The organism is Escherichia sp. E4702, from assembly GCF_963883545.1.
Taxonomy (GTDB): Bacteria; Pseudomonadota; Gammaproteobacteria; order Enterobacterales; family Enterobacteriaceae; genus Escherichia.
In genome coordinates this window covers 57,876-78,063 of the sequence record NZ_CAWORF010000019.1, presented here as the reverse complement: position 1 = coordinate 78,063, position 20,188 = coordinate 57,876, and the positions used below count along the sequence as shown (strand labels likewise).

The window sequence follows — 20,188 nt, the reverse complement described above, 5'->3', positions numbered from 1 at the left end:
GTAAAGCGGCGTACCGCGACGCCGCTATTTATCGGAAGGTTTATCTTGCTGCGGTTTGTTGTTGACCATATCGCACAACATCGAGAGCAGCATTAACCGTACTTTAAAGGGAGAGTGACTAAACACGCGCATACACCTCTTGAACTCATTCATAAGACCTCCTGACTTGCTAATCCCGTCGATCCATGAGGGATGATTGCATTACATACAGATATAGCACAGGCTATATTATATAGCTATTGCTAAAACGTTAAATTTTTGTGCCTTAGCAACTCTGGTTTACAATGTGTGCACGAAATGAGAACGCTATCCATGCGTCACCATAATGAGGAAGCACAATGAGTCGTCGCGCAGGTACGCCAACAGCAAAAAAAGTGACGCAGTTAGTGAACGTGGAAGAGCACGTTGAAGGATTCCGCCAGGTCAGAGAGGCACATCGCCGTGAACTTATCGACGATTACGTTGAGCTGATTTCTGACCTGATGATGGAGGTGGGAGAAGCGCGCCAGGTTGATATGGCCGCCCGTCTGGGAGTCTCTCAACCTACGGTGGCTAAAATGCTTAAGCGCCTGGCAACAATGGGATTGATTGAAATGATCCCCTGGCGTGGCGTGTTTTTAACGGCGGAAGGAGAGAAGCTGGCACAGGAAAGCCGCGAGCGGCATCAGATAGTTGAAAACTTCTTGCTGGTATTGGGCGTTAGCCCGGAAATCGCCCGTCGCGACGCGGAAGGCATGGAGCACCATGTCAGTGAAGAGACGCTGGACGCCTTTCGTTTGTTTACCCAGAAACACGGTGCCAAATGAGTCTGCCTTTTTTACGCACGCTGCAAGGCGATCGCTTTTTTCAGTTATTAATTCTCGTTGGCATCGGATTAAGTTTTTTCGTTCCTTTCACACCTAAGTCCTGGCCTGGCGCTATTGACTGGCACACCATCATCACCTTAAGTGGCCTGATGCTGCTGACCAAAGGGGTCGAGTTAAGCGGTTATTTTGATGTGCTTGGGCGCAAAATGGTGCGCCGTTTTGCTACTGAGCGTCGACTGGCGATGTTTATGGTGCTGGCAGCGGCGCTGCTTTCTACGTTTCTGACCAACGACGTCGCGCTGTTTATTGTTGTTCCGCTGACCATCACGCTAAAAAGACTGTGTGAGATCCCGGTTAATCGGCTGATTATTTTCGAGGCGTTGGCGGTGAATGCCGGATCGTTGCTGACGCCAATTGGCAATCCGCAAAATATCCTAATCTGGGGACGCTCTGATCTTTCGTTTGTTGGTTTTATTGCCCAAATGGCCCCGCTGGCTGGTGCGATGATGCTGACACTACTGCTGCTGTGTTGGTGTTGTTTCCCTGGAAAGGCGCTGCAATACCATACCGGTTCGCAGATGCCGGAGTGGAAACCTCGGCTGGTGTGGAGTTGTCTGGGGCTGTATATCGTCTTTCTTACGACGCTTGAGCTAAAACAAGAGCTGTGGGGGCTGGTGATTGTGGCGGCGGGCTTTGCGCTGCTGGCGCGTCGCGTGGTGCTGAGCGTGGACTGGACGTTGCTGCTGGTGTTTATGGCGATGTTTATCGACGTCCATTTACTGACCCAACTTCCGGTATTACAGGGCGTGTTGAGCAACGTGAGTCATTTATCTGAACCTGGATTATGGCTGACGGCGATTGGTTTATCGCAGGTAATCAGTAACGTGCCGAGCACGATTTTGCTGCTCAATTATGTGCCACCGTCTTTACTACTGGCATGGGCGGTAAACGTAGGTGGCTTTGGTTTATTACCCGGATCGCTGGCAAATTTGATTGCGCTACGGATGGCGAACGATCGCCGTATCTGGTGGCGTTTCCATCTCTATTCAATACCGATGCTGTTGTGGGCGGCGCTGGTGGGATATGTTTTGTTGGTTATGATCCCGGCGAGGTAAGGTCGGGCAAATTAAAAAGGCGGATTATTAGTCCGCCTCTGATTGTTGGTAATACGCGCTTTGTTCATGCCGGATGCGGCCTACAAAAACTTGCGGATTCAATATATTGCAGGTTCTGCGTAGGCCTGATAAGCGTAGCGCATCAGGCAATTATGTATTGCCATCAGCATCCTCAGGCGGATTATCACTCCGCCTTTTGCTTAAGTTTTAACGATTAATTCAGACGAACCGGCATCCCGGAACGGTTTTGAATAGCCTGGTCCAGAACCGCCTGATCAACGTCTGGCTGAGTGGTCACTGTCTGCACGCTCTTCGTCAGAGTAATCGGTACAATTTCCTGACCTTCAAACTGGGCTTCGGTGGTAGACAGCGGGTTATGGACTTCAATATAACGGCTGCCGTCTGGCTCGGTAGTCGCTTTTACCGGCTCATCAATAAACTGCACGCGAGTACCGACTGGCACTTTCTCGAACAGGAATTTAATGTCTTCGTTACGCAGACGCACACAGCCGTGGCTTACGCGCAGACCGATACCGAAGTTAGCGTTGGTGCCGTGGATAGCGTACAGGCGACCGATGTACAGTGCATACAGCCCCATTGGGTTATCCGGGCCAGCCGGAACGACAGCCGGAAGCGGTTCGCCTGCTGCGCGGTACTCGGCGTGCATTTTGGCGGTCGGTGTCCAGGTCGGGCCTGCTTTCTTACGCTCTACTTTGGTGGTCCAGTTGATAGGTGTGTCTTTACCTAACTGACCAATCCCGATCGGCAACACGATAACGGTGTTGGTCCCTTTCGGATAGTAGTACAAACGCATCTCTGCGCTGTTAATCACGATACCTTCATGCACGGTATCTGGCAGGATCAACTGCTGTGGAATGTTCAGTACGGTGCCGCCTTTCGGCAGGAAGGTATCCACACCAGGGTTAGCTTCCATCATGTTGGAAAGACCCATCTGGTACTCGGCAGCAAAATACTCCAGCGGCTGAGTGTTACCTTCAGGGATAGTGATCACCTGATTCTGACCAACCAGGCGACTCCCGTCGGTTGGCAGAGGATAAGTTACCGCAGAGGCGGTACTGCAAAAGCCGACAACAGCGAAGGCCGCTGCGAATAATGTTTTCAATTTCATATTCATGTTAAGCGAGATTTAGTGCCTGGCAGGCCATTAGGTTGAGAATATTAGAGTATTGGAAGCGCATTATATGTTCATTCCAGCTAACAGTGAAATCAGATGTGTACTAAATCACATTTTTTGCCTTTGGGAAGAGTGTAGACCTTAAGCGGGGGACGGGATCTTCTTTCAGACTTATGGCATAATACGCGGTTTGTCATATCTCTTTTCAGGATACGCCTGTGTTAGTTTCCAGTAACGTCACCATGCAGTTCGGCAGTAAGCCGTTGTTTGAAAACATTTCCGTCAAATTTGGCGGCGGCAACCGTTACGGCCTGATTGGCGCGAACGGTAGTGGTAAATCCACCTTTATGAAAATCCTCGGCGGCGACCTTGAGCCGACGCTGGGCAACGTTTCCCTCGATCCGAATGAGCGCATTGGTAAGCTGCGCCAGGATCAATTTGCCTTTGAAGAGTACACCGTGCTGGATACGGTGATCATGGGGCATAAAGAGTTGTGGGAAGTGAAGCAAGAGCGCGACCGCATCTATGCTTTGCCGGAAATGAGCGAAGAAGATGGCTACAAAGTGGCCGATCTGGAAGTGAAATACGGCGAAATGGACGGTTACTCTGCAGAATCGCGTGCGGGGGAATTGTTGCTTGGCGTCGGTATTCCACTGGAACAACACTACGGCCCGATGAGTGAAGTTGCTCCTGGCTGGAAGCTGCGTGTGCTGCTGGCGCAGGCGCTGTTTGCAGATCCGGACATTCTCCTGCTCGACGAACCGACCAACAACCTGGACATCGACACCATTCGCTGGCTGGAGCAGGTGTTGAACGAGCGTGACAGTACCATGATCATCATTTCGCACGACCGTCACTTCCTCAACATGGTTTGTACCCACATGGCGGATCTGGACTACGGCGAACTGCGCGTTTATCCGGGCAACTACGATGAGTACATGACGGCCGCGACCCAGGCGCGTGAACGTCTGCTGGCTGATAACGCCAAGAAGAAAGCGCAGATTGCTGAGCTGCAATCCTTCGTTAGCCGCTTTAGCGCCAACGCCTCGAAATCTCGCCAGGCGACTTCGCGCGCGCGTCAGATTGATAAAATCAAACTGGAAGAGGTAAAAGCCTCCAGTCGTCAGAACCCGTTCATTCGTTTTGAACAGGATAAGAAACTGTTCCGTAACGCGCTGGAAGTGGAAGGTCTGACTAAAGGGTTTGATAACGGTCCGCTGTTTAAAAATCTCAACCTGCTGCTGGAAGTCGGTGAAAAACTTGCGGTACTCGGCACCAACGGCGTCGGTAAATCGACCCTGTTGAAAACGCTGGTGGGCGATCTGCAACCGGAAAGCGGCACCGTAAAATGGTCTGAGAACGCGCGCATTGGTTACTATGCCCAGGACCACGAATATGAGTTCGAAAATGATCTGACCGTGTTCGAATGGATGAGTCAGTGGAAGCAAGAAGGCGATGATGAGCAGGCGGTACGCAGCATTCTTGGTCGTTTACTGTTCAGCCAGGACGACATCAAAAAGCCTGCGAAAGTGCTTTCCGGTGGGGAAAAAGGGCGGATGCTGTTTGGTAAGTTAATGATGCAGAAGCCGAACATTCTGATCATGGACGAACCGACCAACCACCTGGATATGGAATCCATCGAGTCACTGAACATGGCGCTGGAACTGTATCAGGGTACGCTGATCTTTGTTTCTCACGACCGTGAGTTTGTAAGTTCACTGGCGACCCGCATTCTGGAAATCACCCCGGAACGCGTGATCGACTTTAGCGGTAATTACGAAGATTATCTGCGTAGCAGAGGGATCGAGTAAGTTATTGCCCGTCACCCCGATACAGTCGGGGTGACGGCGGCTGAGGACAAACGCAAGATTGCCTGATGCGCTACGCTTATCAGGCCTACGCAGTCCCTGCAATATATTGAATCTGCAAGACTTTGTAGGCCGCATCCGGCATGAACAAAGCGCACTTTGTCAGCAATCTGAGCAACATCGAACCTACTTTCTTAACCTCACTTCCAATAATCCATCAACTCTTACACGTCCATGCCCAGTGCGCGCTTACCGTGAATGTTCAAATCATCCAGTGTAAAGCGGCCTTCCCAGTTTGCTTCATAATCTTCCCGCGGGAAGTCGCCCGGTGATGCGCCTTTTTCCAGCGCCATTTTGACTTTGTGTGCATAAGCCCGATTTTTCTCGCACATTGGCGCAGCAGGGATATACATCACGTTGCCCCAACCCTGTTGATTGTCTACTGGCGCGACGGAGTGAATCACATCGCAGTGCCACCAGACGGAATCCCCTGCTGTTATCGCGGGAATGGATGTCAGCGCTTTAATCAGTAGCGGATGCCATTTCTCTGAAATGGGCAGAACTTTGCCAGGTGCAACCCCGCACAGTTCATCGTCCGGTACGTCATCCAGCAGCGGGCGCAATAAAACATACGCCATCGCTTCCGGGATAGGCACCACATGCAACAATCCCTGACCCGATATCATATCAGAGAGCGCAGTCCAGCCTTGAAACGTGCGGAACACTGAACATTTGGTCGTGTTATCCACCGTGTACTCTTCGACATCGGTCCGGTGTGCAGCATCCCAGGGATCGTAATCATCGAAATTACCATTGAACACATTGGCAAAAACGCGCTGATAAGCGGGCAATAACCACCGTTCCAGCGCACCAGAATCGGTATGCGCGCCCAGACCTTTAGATGTAGTACCTGGAGGACGGCGACGGATCCTGTCCGGGTAAATCACACTGATATCAGGATCAAACCACTGCTTGCCATTGCTTTCAGACTTCCACAGGCGGTTCAGGAAAGATTGCACAGCAGCCATATTTTCGCTCTGCCGTGCCTGCATCTGTGCTTGTGACCAGTAAATGGGATAGATTTCGGGACGAGAAGCCTCCAGTGAGCCGAAAAAACTGTCGCCAGGGCCTTTATAAACATCATCAAAATGATTGATATCGAGATAATCGAGCATGGCACGATCCCACGCCAGCGCCTGCTCGCGAGGGAAATGACCTTTTATTACTGCACAGCCGCGACGTTTAATTTCATTGCGAGTGACATCGCTTACTGTACTTGCGGCAATATCGCTATAAGAAACTTCCGGCCAAACCGGCAGCCCTTGCGCTTTTAGGGCATCGATTTCAGCAACACGCGTTTCGATTTTTGCAGAGAGTGTATCGAAAACCTGTTGTACATCACCGAGCTGTTCCCGCAGCGCAGCTTTCATTTCTCGGATAGCCGCTTTCGCATCTGTGGGCAGCGTCTCACAGGAAAAAGTCATATCAACCTCTCATCTTTCGTTCGAAAGTAAAATGATTACGATTGATACTTTAAGTTAAAAATAAGTTAACGCAAGATAAAGATCTTGAGTCACCGCACAAAGCGAGCAAAAAGGCGAGAGGCCGAAGTGGTCACTCCGGCCCGGGGAAAATCAACTATTGAAAGGAGCGATGTTATCCAGCACCGCCTGAATTACATTCAGCGCGCCTTCATGATTATTGTCATCCGTAGCGTAATGAGCGATTTGTTTAATACTTTCAGCAGCATTGCCCATTGCAAAAGAGTAATAAGCCATTTTTAACATTTCGGCGTCGTTACCGCTGTCACCAATTGCCACGACATTTTGCGGCGACAGATCCCAGCGTTTCAGTAACCGTGAAATACCGTTCGCTTTATGCAGGCCAGGTATAATCAGGTCAATAAACCCAAAACCACTGGTCACCGGTTTCATAATGCCGTCGAGTGCAATGTGCAGTTTGTCGATCACTAACGGGATTTGTTCATCCGGCAGGTTCAAAGAAAACTTGAACAGTACGTCGTCAATGTCCTGGTAATCCTTTACAGGTTTCAGGCGATGGTAGTGTTTTGCCATCAATGCAACGAATGATTCCGGGGCATTTTCACTGATGTATGCACTTTGCAGACCACAGGCGACAAAATTCAGTTGTTTATCTTTCAATAACTCGCCAATAACAATCCGCGATTCATGTCGGGTCAGTTCGCCGTGAAAAAGCTGCTTGCCGTGTTCGTAAACCAGAGCGCCGTTTTCTGCAACAAAAGAGATTTCATCTTTTAGCTCAGGGAAGAAGGAAATGAGCTGGTAATATTGGTTACCGCTGGCGACAACGAACTCAATATCGCGCTTTTTCAGTTCCTGATACTGCGCCATAAAACGCTCATGATTGTACGTTTTGGCGTCGTTTAGAAAAGTACCGTCCATGTCTGTGACGATAACTTTTACGCTCATAGAAGTGCTCCTGGCAATGAATGCAAACCGCCACAGTGTAATAACAATGTGACGCAGGGCACAAATTTATTTCGAATGTAATTGAGCGAGAAATTGATACCATGAATGATATGGCCCGGCGACGACGCCACCGGGCTGAGGGGATTACAGCATATGTTCGGTACGGGCGATGATATCGTCCTGTGCGTCTGGAGAGAGCGCGGTGAAGAAGGCGGAATAACCTGCTACGCGCACCACCAGATCGCGGTATTGATCTGGATGTTTTTTCGCTTCCAGCAATGTTTCGCGGGAAACGATGTTGTACTGAATGTGCCAGCCTTTATGCACTTCGAAGAAGGTGCGCAGCAGGATCATCAGTTTCTGCTTGTCAGATTCGTTCTCCAGCGTCGCCGGATTCAGTTTCTGGTTGAGCAACACACCGCCGAGAATCGCTGCGGTAGGCAGTTTACCCACCGAGCCAATGACCGCCGTTGGGCCGAGATGGTCGGTACCGGAGGCCGGGCTTGCGCCTTCTGCCAGCGGGGTATGCGCTTTACGTCCGTCCGGCGTTGCCATAGTTTGCGCGCCGAATGGTACGTTGGCGGAAATAGATGATGTACCTGCGTAATAATTGCCGCCAACCGGACCACGACCGTAGCGCGGGTTATGGTACTGCTTCAGTTCGTCGATATAGGTCTGATAAGCGCGAGCCAGCAGCGTATCGACAGTATCGTCATCATTGCCGTACTTCGGCGCGCCGTTAATCAGACGCTGACGCAGCTGCTCGTGAGTCAGACCGTCGAAGTCTTCCGCCAGCGCGGCAGCCAGTTGTTGCTGACCAATCACGCCCTGTTCAAATACCAGTTTCTTCACTGCCGCCAGGCTGTTGCCGAGGTTGGCAATGCCGACCTGCAGGCCAGAAACCCAGTCATATTTCGCGCCGCCTTGCTTGATACTTTTCGCTCGCTCAATACAGTCATCCACCAGCGCCGAGCAGAGAATATCGTGCACGTTCTCTTCCAGCATGGTGTCGACCACATATTCGATTTCGATTGATTTGCGGGTGTAGTAACGGATTTGCGTATCCCATGCGTCCATGACTTCATCGAAGTTGTTGAAGTTACCCGCTGACAACGCTTTTTCTTGTGGCAGGAACACTTTGCCGCTGGTGGCATCACGACCGCCTTCCAGCGCCGCCAGCATTACGCGGGCGAAGTTGATAAAGCTCATGCCGGTGCAGCGATAGCCCCATTTACCGCCGACGGCGGTTTCGATACAACCAATCGCTGCGTAGTCGTAAGCGTCCTGCGGTTCAATACCGAGTTTAATAAATTCCGGGATGACGATTTCGTCGTTGTTGAACGCAGGCATCCCGAAGCCACAGCGGATCACCTGAACGCAGGCGTCGAGGAAATCGTTGCTCATTCCCGCATGGTAGCGCACGCTGAGGTTAGGCTGAGTCGAACGCAGGCGACCGCAAGATTCTAGGATTGCGTAAGAGAGTGGATTCACCGCGTCCATCGGCTGACCATCAACCAGATTTTGCCCGCCAATGGTGACGTTCTGATACAGCGGACTTCCCGCAGAGGCTTTTGAGTGCGAGCCGGAGCGGATCTTGTTCACTTCCAGCAGTTTCAGCCAGCAGCTATGCAGCATCTCGATAGCGTGTTCGCGATCCAGCGTCTGGTTGAGTTCAACGTCGCGGCGATAGTACGGATAGAGATACTGATCCATACGACCAAACGACACCGAGTGACCGTTAGATTCAATCTGCAAAATCAACTGGATGAAGTAGCACAGTTGCAGCGCCTGCCAGAAAGTTTGCGGCGGCTGGTGGGCGATGATGTCGCAGTTTTCTGCCATCGCCAGCAGTTCATCGCGACGACTTTCGCGGGATTCAGTGGCGGCCATTTCTCGCGCCAGAGCAGCGAAACGTTCAATGTGTTCACTGACTGCCACCAGTACGATATCAATCGCTTTCAGGAACTGCTCGCCGTGCAAATCTTCCAGCACTGTCAGGTTGATACGCGAGCGGCGCTCTGCCACTTTCTCGCGCAGACCATCAAGCCCTTTTTCCAACAGCAGCGGGAAATTGACCGCCAGGTGCGCATCGCCGGAGGTCATATTGCCTTCCGCTTTGATGATGCCGGTTGCCAGCAGACCTTTTTGCTCATCGGTAAACATGCCATAGCAGCGATTCTGCACGGTCTGACCGCGCCACCACGGGCACACTTCATGCAGAACACGTTTGTTCTCTTCGCTCACCGCAAAACCAGCACCCGGACGATCCGCCAGATCATCAATCTCTTTTTCGATCCAGGAGACGGTATATTCCGGGAAGATCGGCGCGGCACGGACTTCACTGGCCTGGTTGCCGATGATTAACTCATCGTGTTTGATCCAGATGGTGCGATTAGCCAGGTGGTGCGCCAGCGCCAGCGCGCGACGTACCGGGATTGGCTTGTCGAGATGTTGTTGATACATCTCAGTATAGTGCTGTGCGCGCTCGGTACAGACCGGCGGTTTCACAATATGCACCAGCGCATTTTTGTGCGCTTTAATGCGGTCGCTGAGCGTGTCCAGTTTCAGTGTTGTCATGATTGTTATCCTCGTAAGGTCGCGGTTAACCCTTTCTGGCAGGCATACTGCTGGGCAAAGTCGAGCAGTTCTGGCGCATCAAGCGGTTTTTCCGGGGCGTCATAGGGCAGATTAAGTAAGTGATATTTGTTGATGCCCAGCGTGTGGTAGGGCAGGAAATGGATTTCGTTAACGTGCAGTTCACTGGCGGCAAAATCAGTAATGGCTTTCACACTGGCTTCATCGGCATTAAAGCCTTGAATCAGCGGCACGCGAATAATGATTTTTTTACCCGCCGCCGCGAGTTTTTTCAGGTTATCCAGTACTCTCGCGGCATTACCGTCGGTCCACTGTTTAAACGGCACGTCGGCAACGTGTTTTAAATCGGCAAGAAACAGATCGATATACGGCAGAGAAGGGGCGATGTATTTCCACGGCACATGCAGACAGGTTTCTACCGCAGTATGAATACCGGCTTCGTGGCTGGCTTGCAGTAGTGCCATTGCCATTTCCGGCTGCATAAACGGCTCACCACCGGAAAGCGTTAAGCCGCCGCCGCTGCGATCGTAAAACGGTTTATCGCGCAGAACGGTCGCCATGATCTCCTCAACGCTTTTCACTTCACCACACACGGTTAACGCCTGTGTCGGGCAGCAGTCGGTCAGCGCCGTCAGATGTTCAGGCGTTAACTTTTCCCTGTGAATGAGTAAACCATTCAGCGCGCGCTCAATCACTTCCGGCGCGGTTTTTGAGCATAGTTCGCAGCCTTCCAGGCACAGACGCGCGTCATATAGCAGGTCCTGCGTGCGGGCGCGGCTTTCCGGGTTCTGACACCAGCGGCAGCCCAGCGAGCACCCCTTAAGGAAAACTACCGTGCGGATACCGGGACCGTCGTGGGTCGAATAGCGCTGAATGTTGAAAATCATAGATGCCCCTCTTTTTCGTTCAAACATTAAAATACTTTCGAATGAAAGTTAAATTGATGTGCATCAACTGTTCAGAGAGTTTTTTCGTGATAGTCTGATTTCATACAAAAGTAGATTTAGAGGATGACTATGGAACTGTATCTGGATACTTCAGACGTCGCCGCAGTGAAGACGCTGGCTCGTGTTTTTCCGTTGGCGGGTGTGACCACTAATCCAAGTATTGTGGCGGCAGGTAAGAAGCCTCTGGAAGTTTTACTTCCTGAGTTACATGAGGCGATGGGCGGACAGGGGCGTTTGTTTGCCCAGGTCATGTCTACTACTGCTGAAGGTATGGTGAACGATGCCCGTAAACTGCGTTCTATTATTGCGGATATCGTGGTTAAAGTACCTGTGACTGCCGAGGGGTTGGCAGCGATTAAGCTATTAAAAGCGGAAGGTATTCCGACGCTGGGTACGGCGGTGTATGGCGCGGCGCAAGGGCTGCTGTCGGCGCTGGCGGGGGCAGAGTATGTTGCGCCTTACGTCAACCGAATTGATGCTCAGGGCGGAAGTGGCATTCAGACGGTGACCGACTTACACCAGTTACTGAAAATGCATGCGCCACAGGCGAAAGTGCTGGCAGCCAGTTTCAAAACCCCGCGTCAGGCGCTGGACTGCTTACTGGCAGGATGCGAATCAATCACACTGCCGCTGGATGTCGCGCAACAGATGATTAGCTATCCGGCAGTTGATGCCGCAGTGGCGAAGTTTGAGCAGGACTGGCAGGGGGCGTTTGGCAGAACGTCGATTTAACAGGGCGCTTGTCATCCTCATAAATTGTTGATGACGTGGCAGAGTGCACTGATTCCTGCCGCGTCTTATCAGACCTGGAAATCTGCGCCCGAACCGTAGGCCAGATAAGGCGTTCACGCCGCATCTGGCGTCTGGAGTAAATGCCTGATACGACGCCTACCGCGTCTATGGCGACAATTAATGCCCGCACACCTCACACCCCGGATTACGCATCAGTTTCATTTCGCGAAACTGACAGGTCATCGCATCGTACATTACGATTTTACCGCTGGCGGGTTTGCCATAACCTGCCAGCAGTTTGATCGCTTCCATTGCCTGCAACGAACCAATCACCCCAATCAACGGTGCCATTACGCCTGCTTCCACGCAGGTTAGCGCGTTCTCGCCAAACAAACGGCTAAGGCAGCGATAGCACGGCTCACCGTCCAGATAAGTAAAGACCGTGATTTGCCCTTCCATACGAATTGCCGCGCCGGAAACCAGCGGCACCTTCGCGGCAAAACAGCCCGCGTTCAGTTGATTACGTACCGCAACGTTATCCGTACAGTCGAGCACCAGATTGTGTTCAGCAATCAACGCAGCCAGTTCAGCGTCATCAAGCAACGCGTTTATCGGCGTAATCGCGATATGTGGATTGATCCGCGCCAGTGCGTCACGGGCTGATTCTACCTTCGGTTGCCCGACCGTAGCATCACTGTGCAGCGTCTGGCGCTGTAAATTTGAGAGCGAAACCGTGTCGAAGTCGAGCAGCGTCAGGTTGCCGACACCGGCGCTTGCCAGATATTGCGAGGCCGCACAGCCGAGGCCGCCCAGGCCCACTACCAGCACACGAGAATCTTTTAGCGCCTCCTGACCGTCAAAATCAAAACCACGCAGGATGATTTGCCGATTGTAGCGCAGCATCTCCTGATCGCTGAGTTCCGCCATTACAGGCCTCCGAACAACGCGTTAAATGGCTCGACTTCCACCCATTCGCCCGCTTCAACATTGCCGCGATCGCGCTCCAGCACGATAAAGCAGTTGCCGAGGCTAAAGGAGCTAAATATATGTGAACCCTGATGCCCGGTGGTCGTGACTTCCAGCTCGCCGTCGGCGTTGCGTTGCAGCACGCCGCGCTGGAAATCAAGACGTCCAGGGGATTTCTTGAGACGCGATGCCGTGCGTACGCGCTGGCGCGCGGGCAGGCCACTGGCGGTATTGCCGCTTAATTTGGCCAGCAAAGGTTGTACCAATTGATAGAAGGTCAGCGTCGCAGAAACCGGATTGCCTGGCAGGCCGCAGAACCAGCTATTAGAGAGTTTACCAAACGCGAACGGTTTGCCCGGTTTAATCGCCAGTTTCCAGAAAGCAATTTCGCCCAGTTCTTCGAGAATGGTTTTGGTGTAATCCGCCTCACCAACCGAAACACCACCGGAACTGATCACCACATCCGCCTGGCTGTCGGCTTCAATAAATGCGGCGCGCAGGGCATGTGGATCGTCGCGAATAATCCCTAAGTTGATTACTTCACAACCCAACTGTTCTAACATCAAATGCACCGCGAGGCGGTTGGTATCGTAAATTTGCCCGTCGCCCAGAGGCTGACCGGGTAACTGTAACTCATCACCCGTGGAAAATAGCGCCACTCGCACTTTACGAATCACCGGAGCTTCGGCAATCCCTAGCGAAGCAATCACTGGCAGTTCAGCGGTAGTCAGGCGAGTACCTGCCGGAAAAACAACCGCGCCCGCAGAGATATCTTCACCGCGACGGCGAATATTTTGCCCGCTATGCACTTCAGCGGTAAAACGTACGCCATTGTCCGTTAGTTCAGTCTGTTCCTGCATGACCACTGCTTCGCAGCCTTCCGGTACTGGTGCGCCAGTCATAATGCGGATGCAGGTGCCAGCGGGCCACTCGCCATGATAAGGCTGACCGGCAAACGACTTCCCGGCAACGGGCAGCGGTTGCCCGGAGGTGATATCGGCCAAACGTACCGCGTAACCGTCCATTGCGGAGTTATCAAACCCTGGGACATCCAGCGGCGAAACCACATCGCTCGCCAGAATACGGCCAAAACACTGTACCAGTGGCAGCGTTTCCTGGGCGGTCAGTGGGGTAACGCGAGAAAGCATCTCATTAAGCGCGGTGTCGAGCGACATCAATCCGGTGGTAAATTCCATGAAAACACTCCTGCGGAGGCAAAATCGAATTTGTCTATTATGTCAGAAAAACATCACAGACTGTATGCCACCTCGGTCGTAGAGCAGACGCTCGCCTTTACATGCCATATACATCTTTCTATATTCAAAAATTGAATGAGTAATTCATAAAAATTCTGATATTTATAGCAAAAGTGGCGAGCCACCCTTAATGGACGAAGACTATGGGCAAAGCAGTCATTGCAATCCACGGCGGCGCAGGCGCAATTAGCCGCGCACAGATGAGTCTGCAACAGGAATTACGCTACATTGAGGCGCTGTCTGCCATTGTTGAAACCGGACAGCAAATGCTCGAAGCGGGTGAAAGCGCGCTGGATGTGGTGACAGAAGCGGTGCGCCTGCTGGAAGAGTGTCCGCTCTTTAACGCCGGAACTGGCGCCGTCTTTACGCGTGATGAAACGCATGAACTGGACGCCTGCGTGATGGATGGCAACACACTGAAAGCGGGGGCGGTGGCGGGCATTAGTCATCTGCGTAATCCGGTTCTTGCCGCTCGTCTGGTGATGGAGCAAAGCCCGCATGTGATGATGATTGGTGAGGGGGCGGAAAACTTTGCTTTTTCTCATGGCATGGAGCGCGTCTCGCCGGAGATTTTCTCCACGCCTTTGCGTTATGAACAGCTGCTGGCGGCGCGTGAGGGAGGGGAAACCGTCCTCGACCATAGCGGCGCTCCGCTGGATGAAAAACAAAAAATGGGTACGGTGGGGGCCGTGGCTTTGGATTTACACGGCAATCTGGCGGCAGCCACGTCCACGGGCGGAATGACCAATAAATTACCCGGACGAGTGGGCGATAGTCCCTTAGTGGGTGCCGGATGCTACGCCAATAACGCCAGTGTGGCGGTTTCTTGTACCGGTACGGGCGAAGTCTTCATCCGCGCGCTGGCGGCGTATGACATCGGCGCGTTAATGGATTATGGCGGTCTAAGCCTCGCGGAAGCCTGCGAGCGGGTGGTGATGGAAAAACTCCCTGCGCTTGGCGGCAGCGGTGGCTTAATCGCTATCGACCACGAAGGTAACGTCGCACTACCGTTTAACACCGAAGGAATGTATCGCGCCTGGGGCTACGCAGGCGATACACCAACCACTGGTATCTACCGCGAAAAAGGGGACACCGTTGCCACACAGTGATGAACTTGATGCCGGTGATGTCCTGGCGGTCGATAATCTCAACATTGCCTTTATGCAGGACCAGCAGAAAGTGGCTGCGGTGCGCAATCTTTCTTTTCGGCTGCGACGCGGTGAGACGCTGGCCATTGTCGGGGAATCAGGTTCCGGTAAATCTGTCACAGCACTGGCATTGATGCGTCTATTGGAACAAGCAGGCGGTTTAGTGCAGTGCGATCAAATGCTGTTGCGGCGACGTAGTCGTGAAGTGATTGAGCTTAACGAGCAGAGTGCCAGGCAAATACAGCATGTGCGCGGCGCAGATATCGCGATGATTTTTCAGGAGCCGATGACGTCGCTGAATCCGGTATTTACTGTGGGTGAGCAGATTGCCGAGTCTATCCGTTTGCATCAAAACGCCAGTCGTGAACAGGCGATGGTAGAGGCGAAGCGGATGCTGGATCAGGTTCGCATCCCGGAAGCCCAAACCATTCTTTCCCGTTATCCGCATCAACTCTCCGGCGGGATGCGCCAGCGAGTGATGATTGCAATGGCGCTGTCATGTCGTCCGGCGGTGCTGATTGCGGATGAACCGACCACCGCACTGGATGTCACCATTCAGGCGCAGATCCTGCAATTAATCAAAGTATTGCAAAAAGAGATGTCGATGGGCGTCATCTTTATCACTCACGACATGGGCGTGGTGGCAGAGATTGCCGATCGGGTGCTGGTGATGTATCAGGGCGAAGCGGTCGAAACGGGCAGCGTTGAACAGATTTTTCATGCGCCACAGCATCCTTATACCCGCGCGCTGTTGGCTGCCGTGCCGCAGTTGGGGGCGATGAAAGGGCAAGATTATCCTCGCCGTTTCCCGCTGATATCGCTTGAACATCCGGCTAAACAGGAACGACCTGTCGAGCAGAAAACGGTGGTTGATGGCGACCCTGTTTTACAGGTGCGTAATCTGGTGACCCGTTTCCCTTTACGTAGTGGCTTACTGAATCGCGTTACGCGAGAAGTGCATGCGGTTGAGAAGGTCAGTTTTGATCTCTGGCCGGGCGAAACGTTGTCGCTGGTGGGAGAGTCCGGGAGTGGCAAATCAACCACCGGTAGGGCGTTGCTGCGCCTGGTTGAATCCCAGGGCGGCGAAATCATCTTCAAAGGGCAGCGAATCGATACCCTTTCACCTGGCAAACTTCAGGCATTGCGCCGCGATATTCAGTTTATTTTTCAGGACCCTTACGCCTCGCTGGACCCACGTCAGACCATTGGTGATTCGATTGTCGAACCGCTGCGTGTACACGGTTTATTGCAAGGTGAAGAAGCTGCTGCACGCGTTGCGTGGTTGCTGGAACGCGTTGGCCTGTTACCTGAACATGCGTGGCGTTATCCCCATGAGTTTTCCGGCGGTCAGCGTCAGCGCATCTGCATTGCTCGCGCGTTGGCACTGAATCCAAAAGTGATCATTGCCGATGAAGCTGTCTCGGCGCTGGATGTTTCGATCCGTGGGCAAATCATCAACTTGTTGCTCGATCTCCAGCGTGATTTGGGCATCGCCTTTCTGTTTATCTCCCACGATATGGCCGTGGTTGAGCGGATCAGTCATCGTGTGGCGGTGATGTATCTCGGGCAAATCGTTGAAATTGGTCCACGGCGCGCGGTCTTTGAAAATCCGCAGCACCCTTATACACGTAAATTACTGGCGGCAGTTCCGGTCGCAGAACCGTCCCGACTACGACCGCAGCGCGTGCTGCTGTCGGATGATCTTCCCAGCAATATTCATCTGCGTGGAGAAGAGGTTGCAGCCGTCTCGTTGCAATGCGTCGGACCGGGGCATTACGTCGCACAACCACAATCAGAGTACGCATTTTTGCGTAGATAACATTCAGGCGGAGAATAAAATGGCAAGAGCTGTACACCGTAGTGGGTTAGTGGCGCTGGGCATTGCCGCAGCGTTGATGGCACCTTGTGCATTCGCTGCCAAAGATGTGGTTGTGGCAGTAGGATCGAACTTCACTACGCTCGATCCCTATGACGCGAATGACACGTTATCTCAGGCCGTAGCGAAATCTTTTTATCAGGGGCTGTTCGGTCTGGATAAAGAGATGAAACTGAAAAACGTGCTGGCGGAGAGTTATACCGTTTCCGATGACGGCCTCACTTACACCGTGAAATTGCGCGAAGGGATTAAGTTTCAGGACGGCACCGACTTTAACGCCGCAGCCGTCAAAGCGAATCTGGACCGAGCCAGCGATCCGGCAAATCATCTAAAACGCTATAACCTGTACAAAAATATTGCCAAAACTGAAGCGGTCGATCCGACAACGGTAAAGATTACCCTCAAACAGCCGTTCTCAGCGTTTATTAATATTCTTGCCCATCCGGCGACCGCGATGATTTCACCGGCAGCGCTGGAAAAATATGGCAAGGAGATTGGTTTTCATCCGGTCGGAACTGGACCGTATGAACTGGATACCTGGAACCAGACCGATTTTGTGAAGGTTAAAAAATTTGCGGGTTACTGGCAGCCAGGCTTGCCCAAACTGGACAGCATCACCTGGCGTCCGGTGGCGGACAACAACACCCGCGCGGCAATGCTGCAAACCGGTGAAGCGCAGTTTGCTTTCCCCATCCCTTATGAACAAGCTGCGCTACTGGACAAGAACAAAAATATCGAGCTGATGGCCAGCCCGTCGATTATGCAGCGTTATATCAGTATGAACGTGACGCAGAAACCATTCGATAACCCAAAAGTGCGTGAGGCGCTGAATTACGCCATCAACCGTCAGGCACTGGTGAAAGTGGCCTTCGCGGGATATGCAGTTCCTGCCACTGGTGTGGTGCCACCGAGTATTGCCTACGCGCAAAGTTATAAACCGTGGCCTTACGATCCGGCTAAAGCGCGCGAACTATTAAAAGAGGCGGGATATCCCAACGGTTTCAGTACCACATTGTGGTCATCACATAATCACAGTACCGCGCAGAAAGTGCTGCAATTTACCCAGCAACAGCTAGCGCAGGTGGGGATTAAAGCCCAGGTGACGGCGATGGATGCCGGGCAGCGGGCGGCTGAAGTTGAAGGTAAAGGGCAGAAAGAGAGCGGCGTGCGAATGTTCTATACTGGCTGGTCGGCCTCGACCGGAGAAGCTGACTGGGCGCTCTCGCCGCTGTTCGCCTCGCAGAACTGGCCACCGACGCTGTTTAATACTGCGTTTTACAGCAATAAGCAGGTGGATGACGAGCTTGCCCAGGCGCTGAAAACCAACGATCCGGCGGAAAAGGCGCGCTTGTATAAGGCGGCGCAGGATACCATCTGGCAAGAGTCGCCGTGGATCCCGCTGGTGGTAGAAAAACTGGTGTCGGCACACAGCAAAAAACTGAGTGGTTTTTGGATTATGCCAGACACTGGCTTTAGCTTTGAAGATGCGGATTTGCAATAAGCAACGCAGGGAGAGGAATGCTTAATTACGTTATCAAACGCTTGCTGGGGCTGATTCCGACGCTGTTTATTGTCTCGGTGCTGGTGTTTTTGTTTGTCCATATGCTACCCGGCGACCCGGCGCGATTGATTGCCGGTCCAGAAGCCGATGCGCAGGTCATCGAACTGGTGCGTCAGCAACTGGGGCTGGATCAGCCGCTGTATCACCAGTTCTGGCACTATATCAGCAATGCCGTGCAGGGGGATTTTGGTCTGTCGATGGTGTCGCGTCGTCCGGTTGCCGAGGAGATCGCCAGCCGTTTCATGCCTACGCTGTGGTTGACCATTACCAGTATGACATGGGCGGTGCTGTTCGGCATGGCGGCGGGTATTATCGCCGCCGTCTGGCGTAACCGTTGGCCGGATCGATTAAGTATGACCATCGCGGTATCAGGGATTTCATTTCCGGCATTTGCGCTCGGAATACTGCTGATTCAGGTTTTCTCTGTTGAACTGGGCTGGTTGCCTACCGTAGGTGCAGACAGTTGGCAGCACTACATATTACCTTCTCTGACGCTCGGCGCGGCGGTGGCGGCAGTGATGGCGCGTTTTACCCGCGCCTCGTTTGTTGACGTTTTAAATGAAGATTATATGCGTACCGCGAGGGCGAAAGGGGTAAGCGAAACCTGGGTTGTCCTCAAGCATGGTTTACGCAACGCCATGATCCCGGTGGTCACCATGATGGGATTGCAGTTTGGCTTTTTGCTCGGTGGCTCTATCGTGGTGGAGAAAGTATTTAACTGGCCCGGACTTGGGCGTTTACTGGTCGATTCGGTAGAAATGCGTGATTACCCGGTGATTCAGGCAGAAATTCTGCTCTTCTCGCTGGAGTTTATTCTTATCAACTTAGTGGTGGATGTGCTTTACGCCGCCATTAACCCGGCTATCAGGTACAAGTAAGGATGCGACTATTTAACTGGCGACGCCAGGCGGTGTTAAACGCTATGCCACTGGTAAAACCTGACCAGGTACGTACACCGTGGCATGAATTCTGGCGACGTTTTCGCCGTCAGCATATGGCGATGGCCGCCGCACTGTTCGTCATTTTGCTGATTGTGGTGGCAATTTTTGCCCGTTGGATCGCCCCCTATGATGCCGAAAATTTTTTCGATTATGACAACCTGAATAACGGCCCTTCTTTGCAACACTGGTTTGGTGTCGACTCGCTGGGGCGTGATATTTTCAGCCGTGTCCTGGTCGGCGCGCAAATCTCGCTGGCGGCGGGTGTGTTTGCTGTCTTTATTGGCGCGGCGATCGGTACGCTATTGGGTTTACTGGCGGGATATTACGAAGGCTGGTGGGACCGATTGATTATGCGTATTTGCGATGTGCTGTTTGCTTTCCCTGGCATATTACTGGCGATTGCTGTCGTTGCGGTGTTAGGAAGCGGTATTGCCAACGTAATTATCGCAGTCGCCATCTTTTCCATTCCGGCTTTTGCCCGTCTGGTGCGTGGCAACACGCTGGTGTTGAAACAGCAAACTTTTATTGAATCAGCGCGCAGTATTGGTGCCAGCGACATGACCATCTTGTTGCGCCATATCTTGCCCGGGACTGTCTCTTCCATTGTCGTCTTTTTCACAATGCGTATTGGCACTTCGATCATCTCGGCTGCCAGCCTTTCATTTCTCGGCCTGGGGGCGCAGCCGCCGACACCAGAATGGGGGGCTATGCTCAATGAAGCGCGAGCGGATATGGTCATCGCACCGCATGTGGCGGTTTTCCCGGCACTCGCTATCTTCCTGACCGTGCTGGCTTTCAACTTGCTGGGCGATGGCTTACGCGACGCGCTGGACCCGAAAATTAAAGCATAGC

At 52.6% G+C, this 20,188-nt stretch carries 17 protein-coding genes; 9 read left to right on the top strand and 8 right to left on the bottom strand.

The window, feature by feature from the left end:
• Window positions 1-24: 24 nt before the first annotated feature.
• Window positions 25-153 (bottom strand): manganase accumulation protein MntS, encoded by a 129-nt coding sequence (gene mntS, locus AACU94_RS12545; protein ID WP_001001761.1) that lies wholly within the window; start codon window positions 151-153, stop codon window positions 25-27.
• Window positions 154-338: 185 nt separating this feature from the next.
• On the opposite strand from mntS, the gene mntR reads away from it, so the two are divergent.
• Entirely contained in the window at window positions 339-806 is a 468-nt protein-coding gene (mntR, locus tag AACU94_RS12540) for a manganese-binding transcriptional regulator MntR (protein WP_130214798.1), read from the top strand.
• Window positions 803-1,921 carry an anion transporter gene (locus AACU94_RS12535; protein ID WP_135489527.1) on the top strand — a complete coding sequence of 373 codons (1,119 nt, stop codon included), beginning with the start codon at window positions 803-805 and terminating at the stop codon, window positions 1,919-1,921. The genes mntR and AACU94_RS12535 overlap by 4 nt, the downstream gene beginning before the upstream one ends.
• A 214-nt stretch (window positions 1,922-2,135) precedes the next feature.
• On the opposite strand, the gene ldtB is transcribed toward AACU94_RS12535, so the two are convergent.
• A complete protein-coding gene (gene ldtB / locus AACU94_RS12530; RefSeq protein ID WP_130258166.1) occupies window positions 2,136-3,056 on the bottom strand; it encodes a L,D-transpeptidase in 921 nt (306 codons plus the stop codon).
• Window positions 3,057-3,274: 218 nt separating this feature from the next.
• On the opposite strand from ldtB, the gene AACU94_RS12525 reads away from it, so the two are divergent.
• Window positions 3,275-4,867, top strand: a complete 1,593-nt coding sequence (locus AACU94_RS12525) for an ABC-F family ATPase (RefSeq protein ID WP_130214794.1) — start codon at window positions 3,275-3,277, stop codon at window positions 4,865-4,867.
• Between the two features lie 221 nt (window positions 4,868-5,088).
• Here the strand turns inward: AACU94_RS12525 and AACU94_RS12520 are convergent, their stop codons facing one another.
• The 4 genes from AACU94_RS12520 to AACU94_RS12505 all read right to left on the bottom strand — a co-directional run bounded on the left by AACU94_RS12520 (window position 5,089) and on the right by AACU94_RS12505 (window position 10,796).
• Window positions 5,089-6,348 (bottom strand): DUF1479 domain-containing protein, encoded by a 1,260-nt coding sequence (locus AACU94_RS12520; protein ID WP_135489526.1) that lies wholly within the window; start codon window positions 6,346-6,348, stop codon window positions 5,089-5,091.
• A 150-nt stretch (window positions 6,349-6,498) separates the two neighbouring features.
• A complete protein-coding gene (gene ybiV, locus AACU94_RS12515) occupies window positions 6,499-7,314 on the bottom strand; it encodes a sugar-phosphatase YbiV (protein WP_135489525.1) in 816 nt (271 codons plus the stop codon).
• A gap of 144 nt (window positions 7,315-7,458) precedes the next feature.
• On the bottom strand, window positions 7,459-9,891 hold the full coding sequence (locus AACU94_RS12510; protein WP_135489524.1) for a glycyl radical protein: 2,433 nt from the start codon (window positions 9,889-9,891) through the stop codon (window positions 7,459-7,461).
• 5 nt (window positions 9,892-9,896) lie between these two features.
• A complete protein-coding gene (locus tag AACU94_RS12505) occupies window positions 9,897-10,796 on the bottom strand; it encodes a glycyl-radical enzyme activating protein (protein ID WP_130222168.1) in 900 nt (299 codons plus the stop codon).
• A 129-nt stretch (window positions 10,797-10,925) separates the two neighbouring features.
• Here AACU94_RS12505 and fsa point away from each other — a divergent pair, with 129 nt between their 5' ends.
• Window positions 10,926-11,588, top strand: coding sequence for a fructose-6-phosphate aldolase (fsa, locus tag AACU94_RS12500; protein WP_130214784.1), 663 nt, complete (start codon window positions 10,926-10,928; stop codon window positions 11,586-11,588).
• A 177-nt stretch (window positions 11,589-11,765) separates the two neighbouring features.
• Here the strand turns inward: fsa and moeB are convergent, their stop codons facing one another.
• Both moeB and moeA read right to left on the bottom strand, forming a co-directional pair.
• Window positions 11,766-12,515, bottom strand: coding sequence for a molybdopterin-synthase adenylyltransferase MoeB (moeB, locus tag AACU94_RS12495; RefSeq protein WP_135489523.1), 750 nt, complete (start codon window positions 12,513-12,515; stop codon window positions 11,766-11,768).
• Window positions 12,515-13,750, bottom strand: a complete 1,236-nt coding sequence (gene moeA / locus AACU94_RS12490) for a molybdopterin molybdotransferase MoeA (RefSeq protein WP_135489522.1) — start codon at window positions 13,748-13,750, stop codon at window positions 12,515-12,517. The genes moeB and moeA overlap by 1 nt, the downstream gene beginning before the upstream one ends.
• A gap of 203 nt (window positions 13,751-13,953) precedes the next feature.
• On the opposite strand from moeA, the gene iaaA reads away from it, so the two are divergent.
• Genes iaaA through gsiD form a run of 5 tightly spaced genes read left to right on the top strand, consistent with a single transcriptional unit; the run spans window position 13,954 to window position 20,187 of the window.
• Window positions 13,954-14,919, top strand: a complete 966-nt coding sequence (iaaA, locus tag AACU94_RS12485) for a beta-aspartyl-peptidase (protein ID WP_135489521.1) — start codon at window positions 13,954-13,956, stop codon at window positions 14,917-14,919.
• On the top strand, window positions 14,906-16,777 hold the full coding sequence (gene gsiA, locus AACU94_RS12480; RefSeq protein WP_135489520.1) for a glutathione ABC transporter ATP-binding protein GsiA: 1,872 nt from the start codon (window positions 14,906-14,908) through the stop codon (window positions 16,775-16,777). Before iaaA ends, gsiA begins: the two co-directional genes overlap by 14 nt.
• A 19-nt stretch (window positions 16,778-16,796) precedes the next feature.
• Window positions 16,797-18,335 carry a glutathione ABC transporter substrate-binding protein GsiB gene (gsiB, locus tag AACU94_RS12475; RefSeq protein ID WP_130258177.1) on the top strand — a complete coding sequence of 513 codons (1,539 nt, stop codon included), beginning with the start codon at window positions 16,797-16,799 and terminating at the stop codon, window positions 18,333-18,335.
• A 17-nt stretch (window positions 18,336-18,352) separates the two neighbouring features.
• Window positions 18,353-19,273: a glutathione ABC transporter permease GsiC gene (gene gsiC / locus AACU94_RS12470; protein ID WP_130214772.1), complete on the top strand. Its 921-nt coding sequence runs from the start codon at window positions 18,353-18,355 to the stop codon at window positions 19,271-19,273.
• Between the two features lie 2 nt (window positions 19,274-19,275).
• Window positions 19,276-20,187, top strand: a complete 912-nt coding sequence (gene gsiD, locus AACU94_RS12465) for a glutathione ABC transporter permease GsiD (protein ID WP_130205171.1) — start codon at window positions 19,276-19,278, stop codon at window positions 20,185-20,187.
• Window position 20,188: the final 1 nt, after the last annotated feature.

Excerpts from the sequence above, each read along its gene's own strand:
- iaaA (WP_135489521.1), top strand. The coding sequence starts at position 13,954 with ATGGGCAAAGCAGTCATTGCAATCCACGGCGGCGCAGGCGCAATTAGC.
- gsiD (WP_130205171.1), top strand. The coding sequence starts at position 19,276 with ATGCGACTATTTAACTGGCGACGCCAGGCGGTGTTAAACGCTATGCCA.
- AACU94_RS12505 (WP_130222168.1), bottom strand. The coding sequence starts at position 10,796 with ATGATTTTCAACATTCAGCGCTATTCGACCCACGACGGTCCCGGTATC.
- fsa (WP_130214784.1), top strand. The coding sequence starts at position 10,926 with ATGGAACTGTATCTGGATACTTCAGACGTCGCCGCAGTGAAGACGCTG.
- ldtB (WP_130258166.1), bottom strand. The coding sequence starts at position 3,056 with ATGAATATGAAATTGAAAACATTATTCGCAGCGGCCTTCGCTGTTGTC.
- AACU94_RS12520 (WP_135489526.1), bottom strand. The coding sequence starts at position 6,348 with ATGACTTTTTCCTGTGAGACGCTGCCCACAGATGCGAAAGCGGCTATC.
- mntS (WP_001001761.1), bottom strand. The coding sequence starts at position 153 with ATGAATGAGTTCAAGAGGTGTATGCGCGTGTTTAGTCACTCTCCCTTT.
- gsiC (WP_130214772.1), top strand. The coding sequence starts at position 18,353 with ATGCTTAATTACGTTATCAAACGCTTGCTGGGGCTGATTCCGACGCTG.
- AACU94_RS12510 (WP_135489524.1), bottom strand. The coding sequence starts at position 9,891 with ATGACAACACTGAAACTGGACACGCTCAGCGACCGCATTAAAGCGCAC.
- mntR (WP_130214798.1), top strand. The coding sequence starts at position 339 with ATGAGTCGTCGCGCAGGTACGCCAACAGCAAAAAAAGTGACGCAGTTA.
- moeA (WP_135489522.1), bottom strand. The coding sequence starts at position 13,750 with ATGGAATTTACCACCGGATTGATGTCGCTCGACACCGCGCTTAATGAG.
- AACU94_RS12535 (WP_135489527.1), top strand. The coding sequence starts at position 803 with ATGAGTCTGCCTTTTTTACGCACGCTGCAAGGCGATCGCTTTTTTCAG.
- moeB (WP_135489523.1), bottom strand. The coding sequence starts at position 12,515 with ATGGCGGAACTCAGCGATCAGGAGATGCTGCGCTACAATCGGCAAATC.
- gsiB (WP_130258177.1), top strand. The coding sequence starts at position 16,797 with ATGGCAAGAGCTGTACACCGTAGTGGGTTAGTGGCGCTGGGCATTGCC.
- ybiV (WP_135489525.1), bottom strand. The coding sequence starts at position 7,314 with ATGAGCGTAAAAGTTATCGTCACAGACATGGACGGTACTTTTCTAAAC.